Origin of the sequence: Moraxella sp. ZY200743, from assembly GCF_050885545.1 — a bacterium.
Taxonomy (GTDB): Bacteria; Pseudomonadota; Gammaproteobacteria; order Pseudomonadales; family Moraxellaceae; genus Moraxella; species Moraxella haemolytica.
Map to the genome: position 1 here is coordinate 117,967 of NZ_CP091313.1, position 14,986 is coordinate 132,952.

At 43.4% G+C, this 14,986-nt stretch carries 15 protein-coding genes, 1 tRNA gene, 1 rRNA gene, 1 other RNA gene and 1 riboswitch; of the genes, 15 read left to right on the plus strand and 3 right to left on the minus strand.

The features are described from left to right. Nucleotides 1–24: 24 nt before the first annotated feature. From L3D27_RS00475 to L3D27_RS00495, 5 genes are all read left to right on the plus strand, one after another. Nucleotides 25–324, plus strand: a complete 300-nt coding sequence (locus L3D27_RS00475) for an integration host factor subunit alpha (RefSeq protein ID WP_284673764.1) — start codon at nt 25–27, stop codon at nt 322–324. Between the two features lie 214 nt (nt 325–538). Beyond that, on the plus strand, nt 539–802 hold the full coding sequence (locus L3D27_RS00480; protein WP_284673765.1) for a type B 50S ribosomal protein L31: 264 nt from the start codon (nt 539–541) through the stop codon (nt 800–802). A 237-nt stretch (nt 803–1,039) separates the two neighbouring features. After that, nucleotides 1,040–1,927 (plus strand): cell division protein ZipA C-terminal FtsZ-binding domain-containing protein, encoded by an 888-nt coding sequence (locus L3D27_RS00485; RefSeq protein WP_432481261.1) that lies wholly within the window; start codon nt 1,040–1,042, stop codon nt 1,925–1,927. 111 nt (nt 1,928–2,038) lie between these two features. Beyond that, nucleotides 2,039–4,114 (plus strand): NAD-dependent DNA ligase LigA, encoded by a 2,076-nt coding sequence (gene ligA / locus L3D27_RS00490; RefSeq protein ID WP_432481262.1) that lies wholly within the window; start codon nt 2,039–2,041, stop codon nt 4,112–4,114. A 91-nt stretch (nt 4,115–4,205) separates the two neighbouring features. After that, nucleotides 4,206–5,114, plus strand: coding sequence for a DMT family transporter (locus L3D27_RS00495; RefSeq protein ID WP_432481263.1), 909 nt, complete (start codon nt 4,206–4,208; stop codon nt 5,112–5,114). Between the two features lie 55 nt (nt 5,115–5,169). Here the strand turns inward: L3D27_RS00495 and L3D27_RS00500 are convergent, their stop codons facing one another. After that, the gene (locus L3D27_RS00500) at nt 5,170–5,703 is read right to left on the minus strand and encodes a hypothetical protein (RefSeq protein ID WP_432481264.1); all 534 of its coding nucleotides are present in this window, start codon (nt 5,701–5,703) and stop codon (nt 5,170–5,172) included. Nucleotides 5,704–5,738: 35 nt separating this feature from the next. Then, a complete protein-coding gene (locus L3D27_RS00505) occupies nt 5,739–6,206 on the minus strand; it encodes an Lrp/AsnC family transcriptional regulator (protein WP_284673769.1) in 468 nt (155 codons plus the stop codon). A 172-nt stretch (nt 6,207–6,378) separates the two neighbouring features. Between L3D27_RS00505 and rarD the strand changes: the two genes are divergently transcribed. Next, entirely contained in the window at nt 6,379–7,323 is a 945-nt protein-coding gene (rarD, locus tag L3D27_RS00510) for an EamA family transporter RarD (protein WP_432481265.1), read from the plus strand. 89 nt (nt 7,324–7,412) lie between these two features. Here rarD and smpB read toward each other — a convergent pair whose 3' ends face one another. Further along, nucleotides 7,413–7,880 carry an SsrA-binding protein SmpB gene (gene smpB, locus L3D27_RS00515; protein WP_284673771.1) on the minus strand — a complete coding sequence of 156 codons (468 nt, stop codon included), beginning with the start codon at nt 7,878–7,880 and terminating at the stop codon, nt 7,413–7,415. Nucleotides 7,881–8,101: 221 nt separating this feature from the next. On the opposite strand from smpB, the gene nfsA reads away from it, so the two are divergent. The 9 genes from nfsA (at nt 8,102) to L3D27_RS00560 (ending at nt 14,954) form a co-directional block, all read left to right on the plus strand. After that, complete coding sequence (gene nfsA, locus L3D27_RS00520; protein WP_432481267.1) at nt 8,102–8,884, plus strand: oxygen-insensitive NADPH nitroreductase; 783 nt, start codon at nt 8,102–8,104, stop codon at nt 8,882–8,884. A gap of 94 nt (nt 8,885–8,978) precedes the next feature. Beyond that, a riboswitch (TPP riboswitch) is annotated at nt 8,979–9,071 on the plus strand. Nucleotides 9,072–9,104: 33 nt separating this feature from the next. Then, a complete protein-coding gene (locus L3D27_RS00525; RefSeq protein ID WP_284673773.1) occupies nt 9,105–9,812 on the plus strand; it encodes an ABC transporter ATP-binding protein in 708 nt (235 codons plus the stop codon). Between the two features lie 8 nt (nt 9,813–9,820). Next, nucleotides 9,821–10,564, plus strand: coding sequence for an ABC transporter permease (locus tag L3D27_RS00530; protein ID WP_284673774.1), 744 nt, complete (start codon nt 9,821–9,823; stop codon nt 10,562–10,564). A 42-nt stretch (nt 10,565–10,606) separates the two neighbouring features. Beyond that, nucleotides 10,607–11,590: an ABC transporter substrate-binding protein gene (locus tag L3D27_RS00535; RefSeq protein WP_284673775.1), complete on the plus strand. Its 984-nt coding sequence runs from the start codon at nt 10,607–10,609 to the stop codon at nt 11,588–11,590. Nucleotides 11,591–11,733: 143 nt separating this feature from the next. Next, nucleotides 11,734–12,231 carry a pantetheine-phosphate adenylyltransferase gene (coaD, locus tag L3D27_RS00540; protein WP_284673776.1) on the plus strand — a complete coding sequence of 166 codons (498 nt, stop codon included), beginning with the start codon at nt 11,734–11,736 and terminating at the stop codon, nt 12,229–12,231. Between the two features lie 9 nt (nt 12,232–12,240). Further along, nucleotides 12,241–12,495 carry a YfhL family 4Fe-4S dicluster ferredoxin gene (locus L3D27_RS00545; RefSeq protein WP_284673777.1) on the plus strand — a complete coding sequence of 85 codons (255 nt, stop codon included), beginning with the start codon at nt 12,241–12,243 and terminating at the stop codon, nt 12,493–12,495. A 19-nt stretch (nt 12,496–12,514) separates the two neighbouring features. Further along, nucleotides 12,515–12,858, plus strand: an RNA gene (gene rnpB, locus L3D27_RS00550) — RNase P RNA component class A. Nucleotides 12,859–12,961: 103 nt separating this feature from the next. Further along, nucleotides 12,962–13,038, plus strand: a tRNA-Met gene (locus tag L3D27_RS00555). A 384-nt stretch (nt 13,039–13,422) separates the two neighbouring features. Further along, nucleotides 13,423–14,954: ribosomal RNA gene (locus L3D27_RS00560) — 16S ribosomal RNA — on the plus strand. Nucleotides 14,955–14,986 lie beyond the last annotated feature (32 nt).

Sequence of the window (14,986 nt, forward strand, 5' to 3'; positions counted from 1 at the left end):
ACAATGGGATAACAAGGAAAAATCATGAGTGCATTAACCAAGGCTGATATGATTGACCGCTTGACCATTCGCCTACGCATCACTCGCCAAGATGCTAGGCAAATTGTCGATAAGTTTTTTGAAGAAATTAGTCAAAATTTGGCAGATGGCAGAGAGGTTAAAATCTCAGGCTTTGGCAATTTTGTACTAAAAGACAAAAAACCAAGACCGGGTAGAAATCCAAAAACTGGCGAAAGCATTCCTGTCAAAGCAAGGCGAGTAGTTACTTTTAAGGCGGGTCAAAAATTTCGTACTCGAGTTGAGATGGAAAGCGACCACCAATAATAATCTGGGCAAAAGCTAGCTTATTTTTAGTTGAAAAGTGGGTATGCCTTTGTTATAATATCGGTTCATTTTTCCCACTTAAGTTGGCTAATAGATGATAAGGCATGGTGCGACATACCAAAGTTGGTTGGTGATGGCGTGGCTATGTTTGATTGCCTAAGAATTGGTTTTGCGGGCAGTTTTTATTAGTGCTTAGGTTTATTGGACAATTATCATGCGTAAAGACATTCACCCAGATTACAAAGAAGTTCTATTTCACGACACCAATGCTGATGTGTACTTCCTAACTCGCTCAACCGTTGCCACTAAAGCAACTCGTGAATACGAAGGTAAAGAGTACCCATATTTCCCGCTTGATATCTCAAGTGCTTCTCACCCATTCTACACTGGTGAGCAACGCAAGGCATCTAACGAAGGTCGTGTTGCCAGCTTCAACAAGCGTTTTGGTGCGTTTGCAAGCCGTGGTAAAAAAGCCTAATCATATTTGTGCTTTACAATGTGCTCAAAAACCGTCCTTATGGGGGCGGTTTTTGGTGTTTGGGAAATGATTATATGAGTTGTGCTAAAATACAATAAAATTGGTTGATTTTCTGAACAAATAGATGACGAATCAAGCACATCGTGATAGACTATGCGTATTTATTGACTGACTTTTTGAGTCTCATCTGAAGACGAATAAACTGGGGTAATTATGGAACAAAGTGTGCAATTGCTCATGACCATACTGGCTATGGTTGCTGGGCTGATTTTGATTGTGCTAGCGGTAGTGCGTCTTATTAAGGCGAAGCAGGTGGGTGATGTTGAAACAGATGTTCAGCACAAGGACGGTTTGCCCATCACACCAAGAGATGAGCGTATGTCGCAAACAGCCACTAAAGCGACGCCACAAGATGATGAAGATACAGATGCACTAAGTAATATGGCGGCGGTCGCTGCATCATCGCCTGTAGTAAATGCCGATAGGACGCCGGAGTCGCCCACTAAGGCGTCAGCAATTTATGAAGCACCAATTGACCAAAACTCCACTCAGGTGAGCGGTCTGGACGAGCAAGTTCATGATTTGGATGTGCCAGACTTCCAAGAAGCAACTGAATTGACTCAGCCTGCTAGCGAACAAAAAGCACCGCTAATAGACAGATACTTATCTCAGGAAGTCAGCTCTGATCAAAACAATGGACCATTATTAAACGCTAAAGATACTGTAACCATTGTCATCACGCCACGCAATTTTTTTACGGGCTTGCCAGGTAAGAGTATCTTGGGGCTGGTGCGTGAATATGGGCTAAAATACGGTGTAATGGAGATGTTCCATCGTTACGAACATGAGAATGGCACAGGTGATTTGTGGTTTAGTATGCTTGGGGCGAATGATGCAGGCGTGCAATCTTTTGACCTAAACACTTTATCAGAAAGTCGTTTTAATACCATTTTGTTGTTCTTGTCATTGCCACATCCTTACGCTTTGCGTGGTTTTGATAGCATGGTATCGACCGCACAGATGATTGCTAGCGATATTGACGCAGATTTGTACGATGAGCAAGGCGAGCTGTTAAACGATGAAAGACTTGCTAAATTGCGTGCTGATATCGCCAATTATCAATAATCAATGAATTGATGCAAAACCGTCTTTTAAGGCGGTTTTTGTGTTATTTGCCAAGACAACCCTTGCCACAAACCACCGTCAAAACCTATCAACCCAATATTTGAGTGAGCCATGACAGATTTATTCAGCTTTAATGACCAATCTAACAACCAAGACGCATCTGATGAGATGGGCGTTATTGGGCGGATGCGTCTTTTGATTGACGCCCTAAAAAAACACAATCACGCCTATTATGTACTAGATAATCCAACCATCTTGGATGATGAATATGATAGCCTAAGACAACAGCTGATTAAGCTAGAGACTGATTTTCCTGCCCTAAAACAGCCTGACAGCCTTACAGATAAAGTGGGTGATGCCCCTTTGCCTGCGTTTGTTCAGGTGCCACATGACCTTGCCATGTTGTCTTTGGGCAATGTTTTTAGCCTAGATGAGTTATCCGCCTTCATGAATCGTATTAACGATCGCCTAGATGCTAAAAATCAGAATCCTGAATACGAAATGGAGTTGAAATTAGATGGTCTGGCAGTATCCTTAAAATATGTGAATGGTGTGTTTACCCAAGCCATTACTCGTGGCGATGGGCGTATTGGTGAAGACATTACGCACAATGTCCGCACTATTTGTAACTTACCACAGGTATTGCCCGCCTGCCAAGATATTGCTTTGCTTGAGGTGCGTGGTGAGGTGCTAATGCCAAAGGCAGGTTTTGAGAAATTAAACCGCCAAAGCCAAGAGCGTGGAGAAAAAGTCTTTGCCAACCCCAGAAATGCTGCCGCAGGTTCGCTTCGCCAGCTTAATCCTGCCATTGCCGCTGCTCGTCCTTTGGCGTTCTATGCTTACTCGGTAAATCAAGGATTACCCCAGAATATCGCCACTCAAAGCGGGGCTTTGCAATATCTACAGACGCTCGGCTTTGAGACTGCACCTTTTGATACGGCTGCCACGCCCATAGGTGTGCAAGATTTCTATGAACACATTATCAAGACTCGTGCTAGTTTGCCGTTTGAGATTGATGGCGTGGTAGTGAAAGTTAATTCATTGCAGCTACAAAGTGATTTGGGTTTTTTAAGCCGTGAGCCACGCTGGGCAACTGCTTATAAGTTTACGGCTGAAAGTGCCGTAACCAAACTTTTGGCGGTAGAATGGCAAGTGGGGCGTACAGGTCAGCTTACCCCTGTGGGTAAGCTAGAGCCTGTCAATGTGGGTGGTGTTACGGTAAGCAATGTTACTTTACATAACTTTGGCGAGATTGGACGGCTTGGACTGATGGTTGGTGATATGGTTAGCATTCACCGAGCAGGCGATGTCATTCCAAAGGTATCGAGTGTATTGGCTGAGCTTAGGGGTGCTGATGTTAGCCCTGTGTATCTGCCGAAGAGTTGCCCTGTTTGTGAGTCTGAGGTGGTGTTGCCAGAAGGAGAGGCTTTGGCACGCTGTACAGGTGGTTTGTATTGCCCCGCTCAATCAAAAGAGGCTTTGGTGCATTTTGTCTCACGCCGTGCGATGGATATTGATGGCCTAGGGGAGCAGTGGCTGATTAAATTCTTTGAAATGGGATTGATTAAGACGGTGGCGGATATCTACACGCTAAGCAATCACCAAGAGCATCTTGTAACGCTAGAAGGTTTGGGTGAAAAATCCGTTGCTAATATGCTAAATGCCATTGAAAAATCAAAAAATACCACACTGTCTCGCTTTATTTTTGCGTTAGGCATTCGTGGGGTGGGTGAGTCAACAGCACTGAATTTGGCACACTATTTTTGTGATTTTGAGGCACTAAGACAGGCGGATGTTGCTACGCTTGTTGGTGTGCCTGATGTGGGCGACATCACCGCCCATAGTATCAATGATTTTTTTGATAGTGCACACAACAATGAGGTCATTGATGCACTACTAAATTCAGGTGTGGCATGGGAGGCGATGACCAAGAGTGCTTTAAATACACCGCTTGAGGGTCAGACTTGGGTGGTAACAGGTACGCTGTCTGCGATGGGGCGAGATGAGGCAAAAGCTCATTTGCAGGCGTTAGGGGCAAAAGTATCAGGCTCGGTATCTGCTAAGACCGGTGTGCTACTGACGGGTGAAAAGGCGGGCTCTAAGCTAGCTAAGGCTAACGAGCTTGGCATAAAAATCGTTGATGAAGAGGCGTTCTTGGCTCTGCTTGGTGAACATGGGCGTGTGTGATGCTACTAAGAGCAAATATGGTGTTGTGCTTGACTTTACTAATGGTTATGATGGATTATCAAATATAAATATTAAGTTATGAATAAGGCAAATGATGGGCAATCAGCATACGCAACCTAGAAGCAAAAGTGATGTACTGTCAATGGCTGGACTGTTGATTGGTTGTGTTTTGTTTGGACTTGGGAGTTTGATTGTTGCTCATGTTGATGGTCTAGGTGGCTTTGCGATGGCGTTCTGGCGACTGTTCATCTCAGCCTGTATTTTCTGGGTGCTTTCCATGATTTGTCGTCAAGCCTTTCCCACTAGCAAAAAATCCATTGCTTTGGCTTTGGCATCAGGAGTGGCATTGGGGCTTGACTTGGCATTGTGGCATGAGAGCATCTATGCAGTAGGACCGGGTATCTCTACCTTGTTAAATAGCTTACAAATATTCTTTTTGGCATTCATTGCTTTTTTGTGGTTTGGTGAAAAACAAAACAAAATACAGCTGATGAGCCTTGCCATGGCATCGATTGGTGTGATATTCATTGCTAGCCCTGAGTTTGCAACCAATGATTCGGCATTATGGGGCTTTGTTGCTGGTATTGCTTCAGGCGGTTTTTTGGCGTTATCAATGGCGTATATTCGCCGTGTACATGAAGTAGCCAAAGTTGCCATATTGCCTATGATGACCATCATTGGTACAGGTGGAACAATGGCACTTTTGCCCATGATGTTTTTGTGGAATGATGGGCAAATTTTGCCAATGACCATGAGTGAGTGGGGCTGGGTTTTGGTTTATGGTGCTGTCATGCAGTGCTTGGCTTGGGGCTTGATTGGTTATTCCATTCCAAAGTTAGCATTATCTTTGACAGGGCTTTTGTTGTTGTCTGAGCCTGTAGCAGCACTACTCATTGATTATTTTTGGTTGGATAAAGCGATCAACGCATGGCAATGGGGTGGGGCATTTTTGGTGATGCTTGCCATTTATTTAGGTTCATTTGGGGCAAAAAACCATTAATGTTGCCATCAGCCAAAAAAGAGATACTCCTTTTTTGGCTGAATTGTTCATTGGATTATTGTTTTGGTGTGATTTTGATGGGTAGCACCAGACCTTCGCCAAATTTATCGGCAAAGATATAGTCTCGTTCATCAGCGATGACATTGTCTGTGGTATGGATAATGAGAGCCATATTTGCTCCATCTACAAGCTCATGACCTAGATAACTGTTCTCAAGTTGGTCAAGTAGTTTGCCTAAGGCTTCAGGGGATGCCATGCTTACGATAATGCTGTGCTGTGCTTCGCCATCGCTGATTTTATGGGCAGTGGCGTAGTTTTTGACTGCTTGGCTATCAATGGCGATGGGGTATGGATAGTTTGCTAGGTCGGCTCGGGGTGTTTTTGTATCAATGAGCGACCAGTCGATTTGAATTTTACCATCCGGTGTGGTTATGGGCTGTGACTCGATGGCGTCATCAGCATCAGATAAGATATCAGTTGGTGCTTGGCTACTATGTGCGTTGGTGGTGCTTTTTGTGGTCTGTAATGGTTCAGGTTGTGTGCAGGCAGTCAGATAGCACAATAGACCAAGACTTAGAATTTTTTTCATGATAAACCTTGAGTGATAAGAATGTGAAAATGCGTTTATTTTAGCGTAATTTTTGTACCAGATTTAATAAAATTCATGACGAATTGACTATTAAAATGATTAACATTGTTTTCGCTGGTCAATAACCTGCGTGTAAAGGCGTGGTAGTCCCGCATGTTTTGACTGTTCACTACCAGCATGAAGTCATAATTTCCAGAAATCTCATAGCACATCATCACCTGCGGTTCAGCAGACATGATCCGCTCAAACCGTTGTTGCATGGAAACATTAGAAGTGGCCATTTTAATCATGACTAACACTGTCAATCCATAGCCGACTTTCAGTGGATTGATGATGGCAACCTGACGGTCAATAACTTGTTGTTCGATGAGTGTGTTGATTCTGCGTTGGGCGGTAGCGATAGAGATGCGTGCATGCTCAGCAATGATTTTTAGGGGTGTGGTGGCATCATCTTGTAGTAGGTTTAAGATGACTTTATCGGTATCGTCTAGAGTGTGATTCATGGCAGAGTATTCATAAAATAATTTTACGCAATTCTTTTAGTCTGTGAGAAATTTTATCAAAAATATAAAAAATTTGCAAAATAAAAGCATATTTTATAAAAAATCCAAAATTTTTATCAACAACTTCCCTTAAAATAAGTGCGATGATTTAATGCAAAAAAAGCAGGCATTCATGAGCAATAACACATCTACCGCCATCAATCAATCCACAAACACGAGTCGTCAGAAATTCATCCTAGGGGTGGTCCTGGCAGTTTTTGCCAATGTTTTGTTTGGTGTGCTTTATTCTTATGGTCAATGGCTATCGCCGTTGTCGGGTACGAGCGTGTTTTTGTGGCGAATGGTAATGATTTTGGGGTGCCTGCTCATCTTTTTGGTGTTTAGTGGTCAAATCAAGAGCGTTATCGGCGACCTAAAAGCGGTGCATGGTGTTAAGGCGTGGGCGTGGTTGCTACTGCCGACCCCGATTTTTGGTAGTCAGCTATGGCTATTTATGTGGGCACCGTTAAATCAGCAGGGCGTACAGACGGCGATGGGGTATTTTTTATTTCCTTTGGCGATGGTGCTGTTTGGTTGTATATTTTTTAAAGAAAAACTGACCAAGGTTCAGTGGCTTGCTGTATTGTTGGCGGTGGCGGGTGTGGCATTGGAGATTATGCGGACAGGTGAGCTAAGTTGGGCGACTTTTTGGGTCTGTATGACTTACCCCATCTATTATGTCATGCGTCGTGTACAAAAGGTGCGTGCCATCACAGGCATGTTTGTGGATGCGGTGCTAATCGCCCCATTTTGCTTGATATACCTATTGATGTATGATCAGAATGTGAGTATGGTGTTGCAAGATGGTTGGTTATTTCTAAAAGTCGTAGGGTTGGGTGTGATTAGCATATTGGCACTACAATCGCATCTAGAAGCAAATCGACTCCTGCCTGTTAGTCTGTTTGGTTTGGTGGGCTATCTTGAACCTGCGTTGCTGTTCTTGTTGGCAGTAACGGTGCTTGGCGGTACATTTACACTAGATATGCTAGCTAGCTATGGATTGATTTGGGCAGGTATTTTATGCTTGATAGTACAAGGCATGAGTACCATCAGTGGTAATAAAAACAAGCCTGCCTAACTTTTTTGATGGCATCATTAGCATATCAAAGAGATTAAACACACAGCCTCTTTGATATGGCTTGTTGTCAATGTTGTAAATAGGCTAATTTAGCGTAAGTCCGCCTTAAAGCCACGCTTTTTATCCATTTGCCAATCACGCTCTTTGAGAGTCGCTCTTTTGTCGTGTAGTTTTTTGCCTTTGGCAAGAGCGATTTCACATTTGACTCGTGATGCTTTCCAATAGCATGACAGTGGCACGACCGCATAGCCTTTTTGATTGACCATGCCAAATAATTTGTCAATCTCACGGCGGTTTAATAGCAACTTTCTGGTACGAATGTTGTCAGGGTTTATGTGAGTTGAACTGGTTAATAGCGGTTGAATGTGTGCTCCGAACAAGAATGCTTCGCCATTTTTAAAGATAACATAGGCATCGGTGATGGTCATTTTGCCTGCTCGAATGGATTTAACTTCCCAGCCTTCTAAGGCCAATCCTGCCTCAAAAGTTTCTTCAATAAAATATTCATGCCTTGCTTTTTTGTTGGCACAGATTTGGTTACTTGGTTTTTTTGCCATGATAATTGTCCAGTTTTTGTATTTTTTGTTTAATCTTGATTGGTATTATAACAAATTATCTTAGCAGATAAAGTAGCCCATCTGTTAATTGTGAAAATCTGCCCCAAAATACAAAAAATTGTCAAATCAATTTGCCTTTGTGGTTGATAATTGATACCATGCTAGCTTATATTGATTTTTATAGTTTTTTGATAATTAACAAACTAAAAAGGAATGCGTTCATGCTAAACAGTGCATCTACCATTGAAACCCTGCTCAATCACCGCTCAATACGCAAATACACAGGCGAGCCGATTTCTGATGAGGCGTTAACTACCATCTTGGAAGCAGGGCGTGCAGTATCAACTTCTAGTTTTTTGCAGGCAACCAGTATCATTCGTGTGATTGATACCAATAAGCGTACCGCTTTGCGTCAGATTTCGTGCGACATGAGTGAAGAGGAATACACTCAGGCATTGGCAGAGGGTAAGCGATTGGGTCATGGCTATGTAGAGTCATGTGCAGAATATTTGGTTTTTTGTATGGATGCTCATCGCCACAATCAGCTTGCCGATGTGCAGACAGACTGGATGGAAGTGACGCTTATTGGTGCTATTGACGCAGCACTTATGGCACAAAATATCCTTGCCGCCGCCGAGAGCTTAGGTCTAGGTGGTGTATATATTGGCTCGCTTCGCAACGATATTGAGCGTGCAGGTGAAATTTTGGGCTTGCCAAAGCATGTTGTGCCATTGTTTGGATTATGTTTGGGGCATCCTGATTGGGAATCTAAGATTAACCAATCACAAAGACCGCGTTTGCCACTACAAACGCTGGTTTCTACTGATACTTATCAAATCGCTAGCGATGATGTGCTTGCCACTTATAATGAGCAGGTGCGTGAATACTATCAGGGGCGTGGTCTTGATTTGGATTGGAAGGCTCAAATTGCTGCAACATTTGGTGGCGAAGTGCGTCCTTTCATGTTAGACTACCTACAAAAGCAAGGTTTTGCCAAACGCTGATTAGCCTAACAAAACCTTTATTATTATAGTCATGATTTAACCGTGAGTGGTTTTATGAATTATCTTGGCTTATAATTGCTCAAATTATAGTTATTTTGTTTAGTCGGGGTGCTGTCATAGATGGCTGAGATGATACCCGTGAACCTGTTCAGTTAATGCTGTCGTAGGAAACTAACCATGTTGATCATTCCTTGTGCCGCTTTGCTTGGCGAGGTAATCCATGATGTGTGTTGAGATTGTGGGTTTATCGTTCAAGTTTGGCGAGCAGTCTATTTTTCATGATTTTGATTTCACCTTGCCAAAAGGGCGGTTTACTAGCCTATTGGGTGCATCAGGTGTGGGCAAATCAACCCTTCTTCGCATCATCGCAGGACTTGAGCAGAATTTTACTGGTCGGATAGGTTTTGCTGATGGCATTCAATTATCCTATTTGGCTCAGCACGACTCTTTGTATCCGTGGCTGTCTGTCTTGGACAATGTGCAGTTATCCGCCCATTTGTCAGGACAAAAAACACCGCACACCAAAGAGGAGGCGTTGCTTTTATTAAAAAAAGTCAAGATGGATGCCTATTTACACAAAAAAACCTATGAATTGTCAGGTGGACAGCGTCAGCGGGTAGCATTGGCTCGCACTTTGATGATGAAGGCGGATTTGGTGTTGATGGACGAGCCGTTTTCAGCTCTTGATGCGGTAACTCGTCATGAGTTACAGGCTCTATCTTATGACTTACTACAACAAAAAACTGTCCTGCTTATCACCCATGATCCCCAAGAAGCGATTCGTCTAAGTGATGATATTTATGTGCTAAAACAGTCCCCTGCTGTAATTTCTACTAAAATTAGCCCAAGTGGTCGCCCTGTCAGACAACTTGACGATGGTGAGTTTGGTGTATTGCACGCACGACTTTTGAGTGAACTTTCGGTTTAGGGGTGGTGATGAAACTGATTAAAATACCCTTGATTGCACTCATACTCATCTTGTTGTGGCAGTTTGTGGTAAGTATCTTTGAGTTGCCCCGTTATATCCTGCCAAGCCCAATGATGGTGTTGGATACTTTTTTGGTCAATACACCGCTGATTTGGCATCACACCAAGGTTACTTTGCTTGAGATTTTATTGGGTTTGGGGGTTGGTGCTGTCATGGGAGTGTGTTCGGCATTGCTTCTTAGTAGTTCAAGGCGAATTTCATCGATTTTGTTGCCATTGCTTGTCATTTCGCAAGCGATTCCCGTATTTGCCATTGCACCGCTTTTGGTGTTATGGCTTGGTTATGGCATTGCATCTAAGATTGTCATGACTGTGCTTATTATTTATTTTCCAGTAACGACAGCCTGTTTTGATGGACTTTGCCAAACCCCAAAGGCTTGGCTAGATTTAGCAAAGACTTATCGTATCAGTGCATGGCAGACGCTCTTAAAAGTAAAATTGCCTGCTGCTTTGCCTGCATTGGCGTCAGGACTTAGAATCGCCATCTCTATTGCTCCGATTGGTGCAGTGGTAGGCGAGTGGGTTGGTTCATCTGAAGGGCTAGGATATCTTATGTTACACGCCAACGCCAGAATGCAGGTGGATTTGATGTTTGTGGCATTATTTGTACTATTGATCATTGCGTTGGTGTTGTATTTTGCGGGCGATTGTTTATTAAAACGCCTAATTCCATGGGCGACTCATATGCATTAATCATGTTTGTTTACAACAACCAAAAAGTAAAGGAGTTTTATTGTGATCTCTAAATTTTTATCAGGTGTGGTGGTACTTGCGATGGTGGGCGTGCTGACAGCTTGCACTCCCAATAAGGATAAACAAGCAGATACCGCCATGCCAAGCACCCAAAAAGTATCACTGCTACTTGATTGGTTTGCCAATCCCAATCATGCCGCCATTATCGTTGCTAGGCAAAAAGGCTATTTTGATGATCAGGGTTTGGAGGTAGAAATTATTGAGCCTGCCGACCCATCTATGCCGCCGAAGCTTGTGGCAGCCCAAAAAGCAGACATCGCCATTGATTATCAGCCACAGCTTCAACAGCAAGTTGCAGAAGGTCTGCCTTTGGTAAGAATTGGTACGGTCATCGACTCGCCATTAAACAGTCTGGTGGTATTAAAAGAGAGTGGTATTTCTAATCTTGCCGATCTAAAGGGTAAAAAGATTGGTTATTCAGTCAGTGGTTTTGAAGAGCTTTTGTTAAAAACCATGTTGGCTTCTGCCAGTCTTGATGCAAAAGATGTTGAATTGGTTAATGTTAATTGGTCTTTATCGCCATCATTACTTAGTGGTCAGACAGATGCGGTGATTGGTTCGCTTCGCAACTTTGAACTCAATCAACTAAAACTTGAAAAGCATGAAGGTTTGGCATTCTATCCTGAACAACACGGTGTGCCTGCTTATGATGAGCTGATTTTTGTCGCTCATAAGCAACGCATTCAAGAAGAGAAACTGGCTCGTTTTATGACGGCCATTCAGCAGGCGACAGACTTCATCAAGACCAATCCAGATGAAGCATGGAAATTGTTCGTTTCTTATAAGCCAAACGAGTTGGGTAATGAATTAAATCGTCTGGCGTGGACAGATACTTTGCCACATTTAGCGGATAATCCAAAGGTGTTAGACAAAGCGCGCTACGAGACGATGGCGAATTTTATGCAACAACAAGGTCTAACTAAGTCTCTACCTGATGTTAGTGAATATACGGTCGAGCTGCCATGATGAATGGGATAATTGAGTAATGGTTTGATAAAATGCGACTTGCTAGGAAGTTGGTGCATCCTTATAAATTTCTATCAAAATTGGTTTAAAGTTCATAAAAATTTTGGTAGCATAAGCACCTAATTTTTAAAAAGCGATGTGTCATGACTAATCATGCCCAAAAAAAAGCTCTCTATCCTGGTACTTTTGACCCCATAACTAATGGTCATGTGGATCTTGTCAAGCGAGCATTAAGATTGTTTGATGAGGTGGTCATTGCCGTAGCATTCGCTCACCATAAAAAACCTTTGTTTAGTTTTGATGAGCGAGTGGCATTGGTGGAGTCAGTTTTTGATGGCGATCCAAGGATTTCTGTAGTGGGTTTTGAGGGACTCTTGGTGGATTTTGCTAAAGAGCAAGGAGTTCAAGCAGTCATTCGTGGACTTAGGGCAGTGTCAGATTTTGAATATGAATTTGGTTTGGCGAACATGAATCGCAGTTTAGATGAGAATTTTGAAGCGGTATTTTTAACGCCATCTCAAGAGTATTCATTCGTTTCATCAACTTTGGTGCGTGAGGTAGCAAAGTTGGGTGGTGATGTTTCAAAATTTGTGCCACCTTGTGTCTTGGCAGGTTTTGAACAGAAGTTTTTAACAAGATAAGCTGAATTTATGGCATTAAAAATTACACAAGAGTGCATCAATTGTGATGTATGTGAACCTGTATGTCCAAACGAGGCAATATCAGCAGGCGATGACATTTATGTCATTGACCCTAATTTGTGTACTGAATGTGTTGGGCATTTTGATACACCCCAGTGCGTGGATATCTGTCCTGTAGACTGTATCCCAAAAGACCTTGATCACTTTGAAGACCAGATGGCATTGTTGCAAAAATTTCATAGAATAACAGGACAATCAGCCTAAACTGTGCTATAATAGCCACTTGGCAAACCAGACAATCGCCACTTCTATATAGAAGGGGAGGAAAGTCCGGGCTACATAGGGCAGAGTGCTAGCTAACGGCTAGGGGGCGAAAGCCTACGACCAGTGCAACAGAGAGCAGACCGCCTATATTTATATGGGTAAGGGTGAAAGGGTGTGGTAAGAGCACACCGCATGACTGGCAACAGTTCATGGCATGGTAAACTCCACTCGTAGCAAGACCAAATAGGTGTCCAACGAGTTGCCCGCTTGGGACACGGGTAGGTTGCTTGAGCGTATTAGCGATGATACGCCTAGATGAATGATTGTCCACGACAGAACCCGGCTTATCGGTTTGCCCGCTTTTTTAATTTCTTAAATATTTAAAAATATTTAAAAATATTTAAGAAATTGCAAAAATTAGCATTGACAGCAGTTAAAACTATCTGTATAATTTGCACCCTGTAATGGCGATGTAGCTCAGCTGGTTAGAGCGCACGACTCATAATCGTGAGGTCAAGAGTTCAAGTCTCTTCATCGCCACCAATTACAAATGATAATAATTAAAATTTTTTCAAAAAATACTTGACTTAATTTTAATATATTATATAATGTTATCTCAGCTAACGAACAAGCCTTTTTAATCTGAAAATTGTCATTAAAAACAAATTTCAAAAATTTTTAAAAAAAGCTTGACACCAAATAAAAACAGCGTATAATACGCACTCATTCGCTGGACGACAACGAATGACACTATTTAAAATCCAAACTAAAGAACAACTTGTGTGGATTTTTGCTAATACAAGATAATACAAAAATTATCATTTATCAAGCAAAAATACTCAAAGTTAATTCATTTACACGATGAGCAAATTTGCTAGTAATAAATGAGCCAAGATTGACCCACTTAATGGGTTACTTAGAAAGATTAAACTGAAGAGTTTGATCATGGCTCAGATTGAACGCTGGCGGCAGGCTTAACACATGCAAGTCGAACGATGACGCTCTAGCTTGCTAGAGAAGATTAGTGGCGAACGGGTGAGTAATGCTTAGGAATCTGCCTATTAGTGGGGGATAACGTAGGGAAACTTACGCTAATACCGCATACGTCTTACGAGAGAAAGGGGGCTTTTAGCTCTCGCTAATAGATGAGCCTAAGTCGGATTAGCTAGTTGGTGGGGTAAAGGCCTACCAAGGCGACGATCTGTAGCTGGTCTGAGAGGATGATCAGCCACACTGGGACTGAGACACGGCCCAGACTCCTACGGGAGGCAGCAGTGGGGAATATTGGACAATGGGCGAAAGCCTGATCCAGCCATGCCGCGTGTGTGAAGAAGGCCTTTTGGTTGTAAAGCACTTTAAGTGGGGAGGAAAAGCTAGTTGCTAATACCAGCTAGCCCTGACGTTACCCACAGAATAAGCACCGGCTAACTCTGTGCCAGCAGCCGCGGTAATACAGAGGGTGCAAGCGTTAATCGGAATTACTGGGCGTAAAGCGAGCGTAGGTGGCTGCTTAAGTCAGATGTGAAATCCCCGGGCTTAACCTGGGAACTGCATCTGATACTGGGTGGCTAGAGTAGGTGAGAGGGAAGTAGAATTCCAGGTGTAGCGGTGAAATGCGTAGAGATCTGGAGGAATACCGATGGCGAAGGCAGCTTCCTGGCATCATACTGACACTGAGGTTCGAAAGCGTGGGTAGCAAACAGGATTAGATACCCTGGTAGTCCACGCCGTAAACGATGTCTACCAGTCGTTGGGTCTCTTGAAGACTTAGTGACGCAGTTAACGCAATAAGTAGACCGCCTGGGGAGTACGGCCGCAAGGTTAAAACTCAAATGAATTGACGGGGGCCCGCACAAGCGGTGGAGCATGTGGTTTAATTCGATGCAACGCGAAGAACCTTACCTGGTCTTGACATACAGAGAATTCGCTAGAGATAGCTTAGTGCCTTCGGGAACTCTGATACAGGTGCTGCATGGCTGTCGTCAGCTCGTGTCGTGAGATGTTGGGTTAAGTCCCGCAACGAGCGCAACCCTTTTCCTTAGTTACCAGCGATTTAAGTCGGGAACTCTAAGGATACTGCCAGTGACAAACTGGAGGAAGGCGGGGACGACGTCAAGTCATCATGGCCCTTACGACCAGGGCTACACACGTGCTACAATGGTAGGTACAAAGGGTTGCTACACAGCGATGTGATGCCAATCTCAAAAAGCCTATCGTAGTCCGGATTGGAGTCTGCAACTCGACTCCATGAAGTCGGAATCGCTAGTAATCGCAGATCAGAATGCTGCGGTGAATACGTTCCCGGGCCTTGTACACACCGCCCGTCACACCATGGGAGTTGATCTCACCAGAAGTGGTTAGCCTAACGCAAGAGGGCGATCACCACGGTGGGGTCGATGACTGGGGTGAAGTCGTAACAAGGTAGCCGTAGGGGAACCTGCGGCTGGATCACCTCCTTAACGATATTATCTGATTAGCAAGAATTCACAAC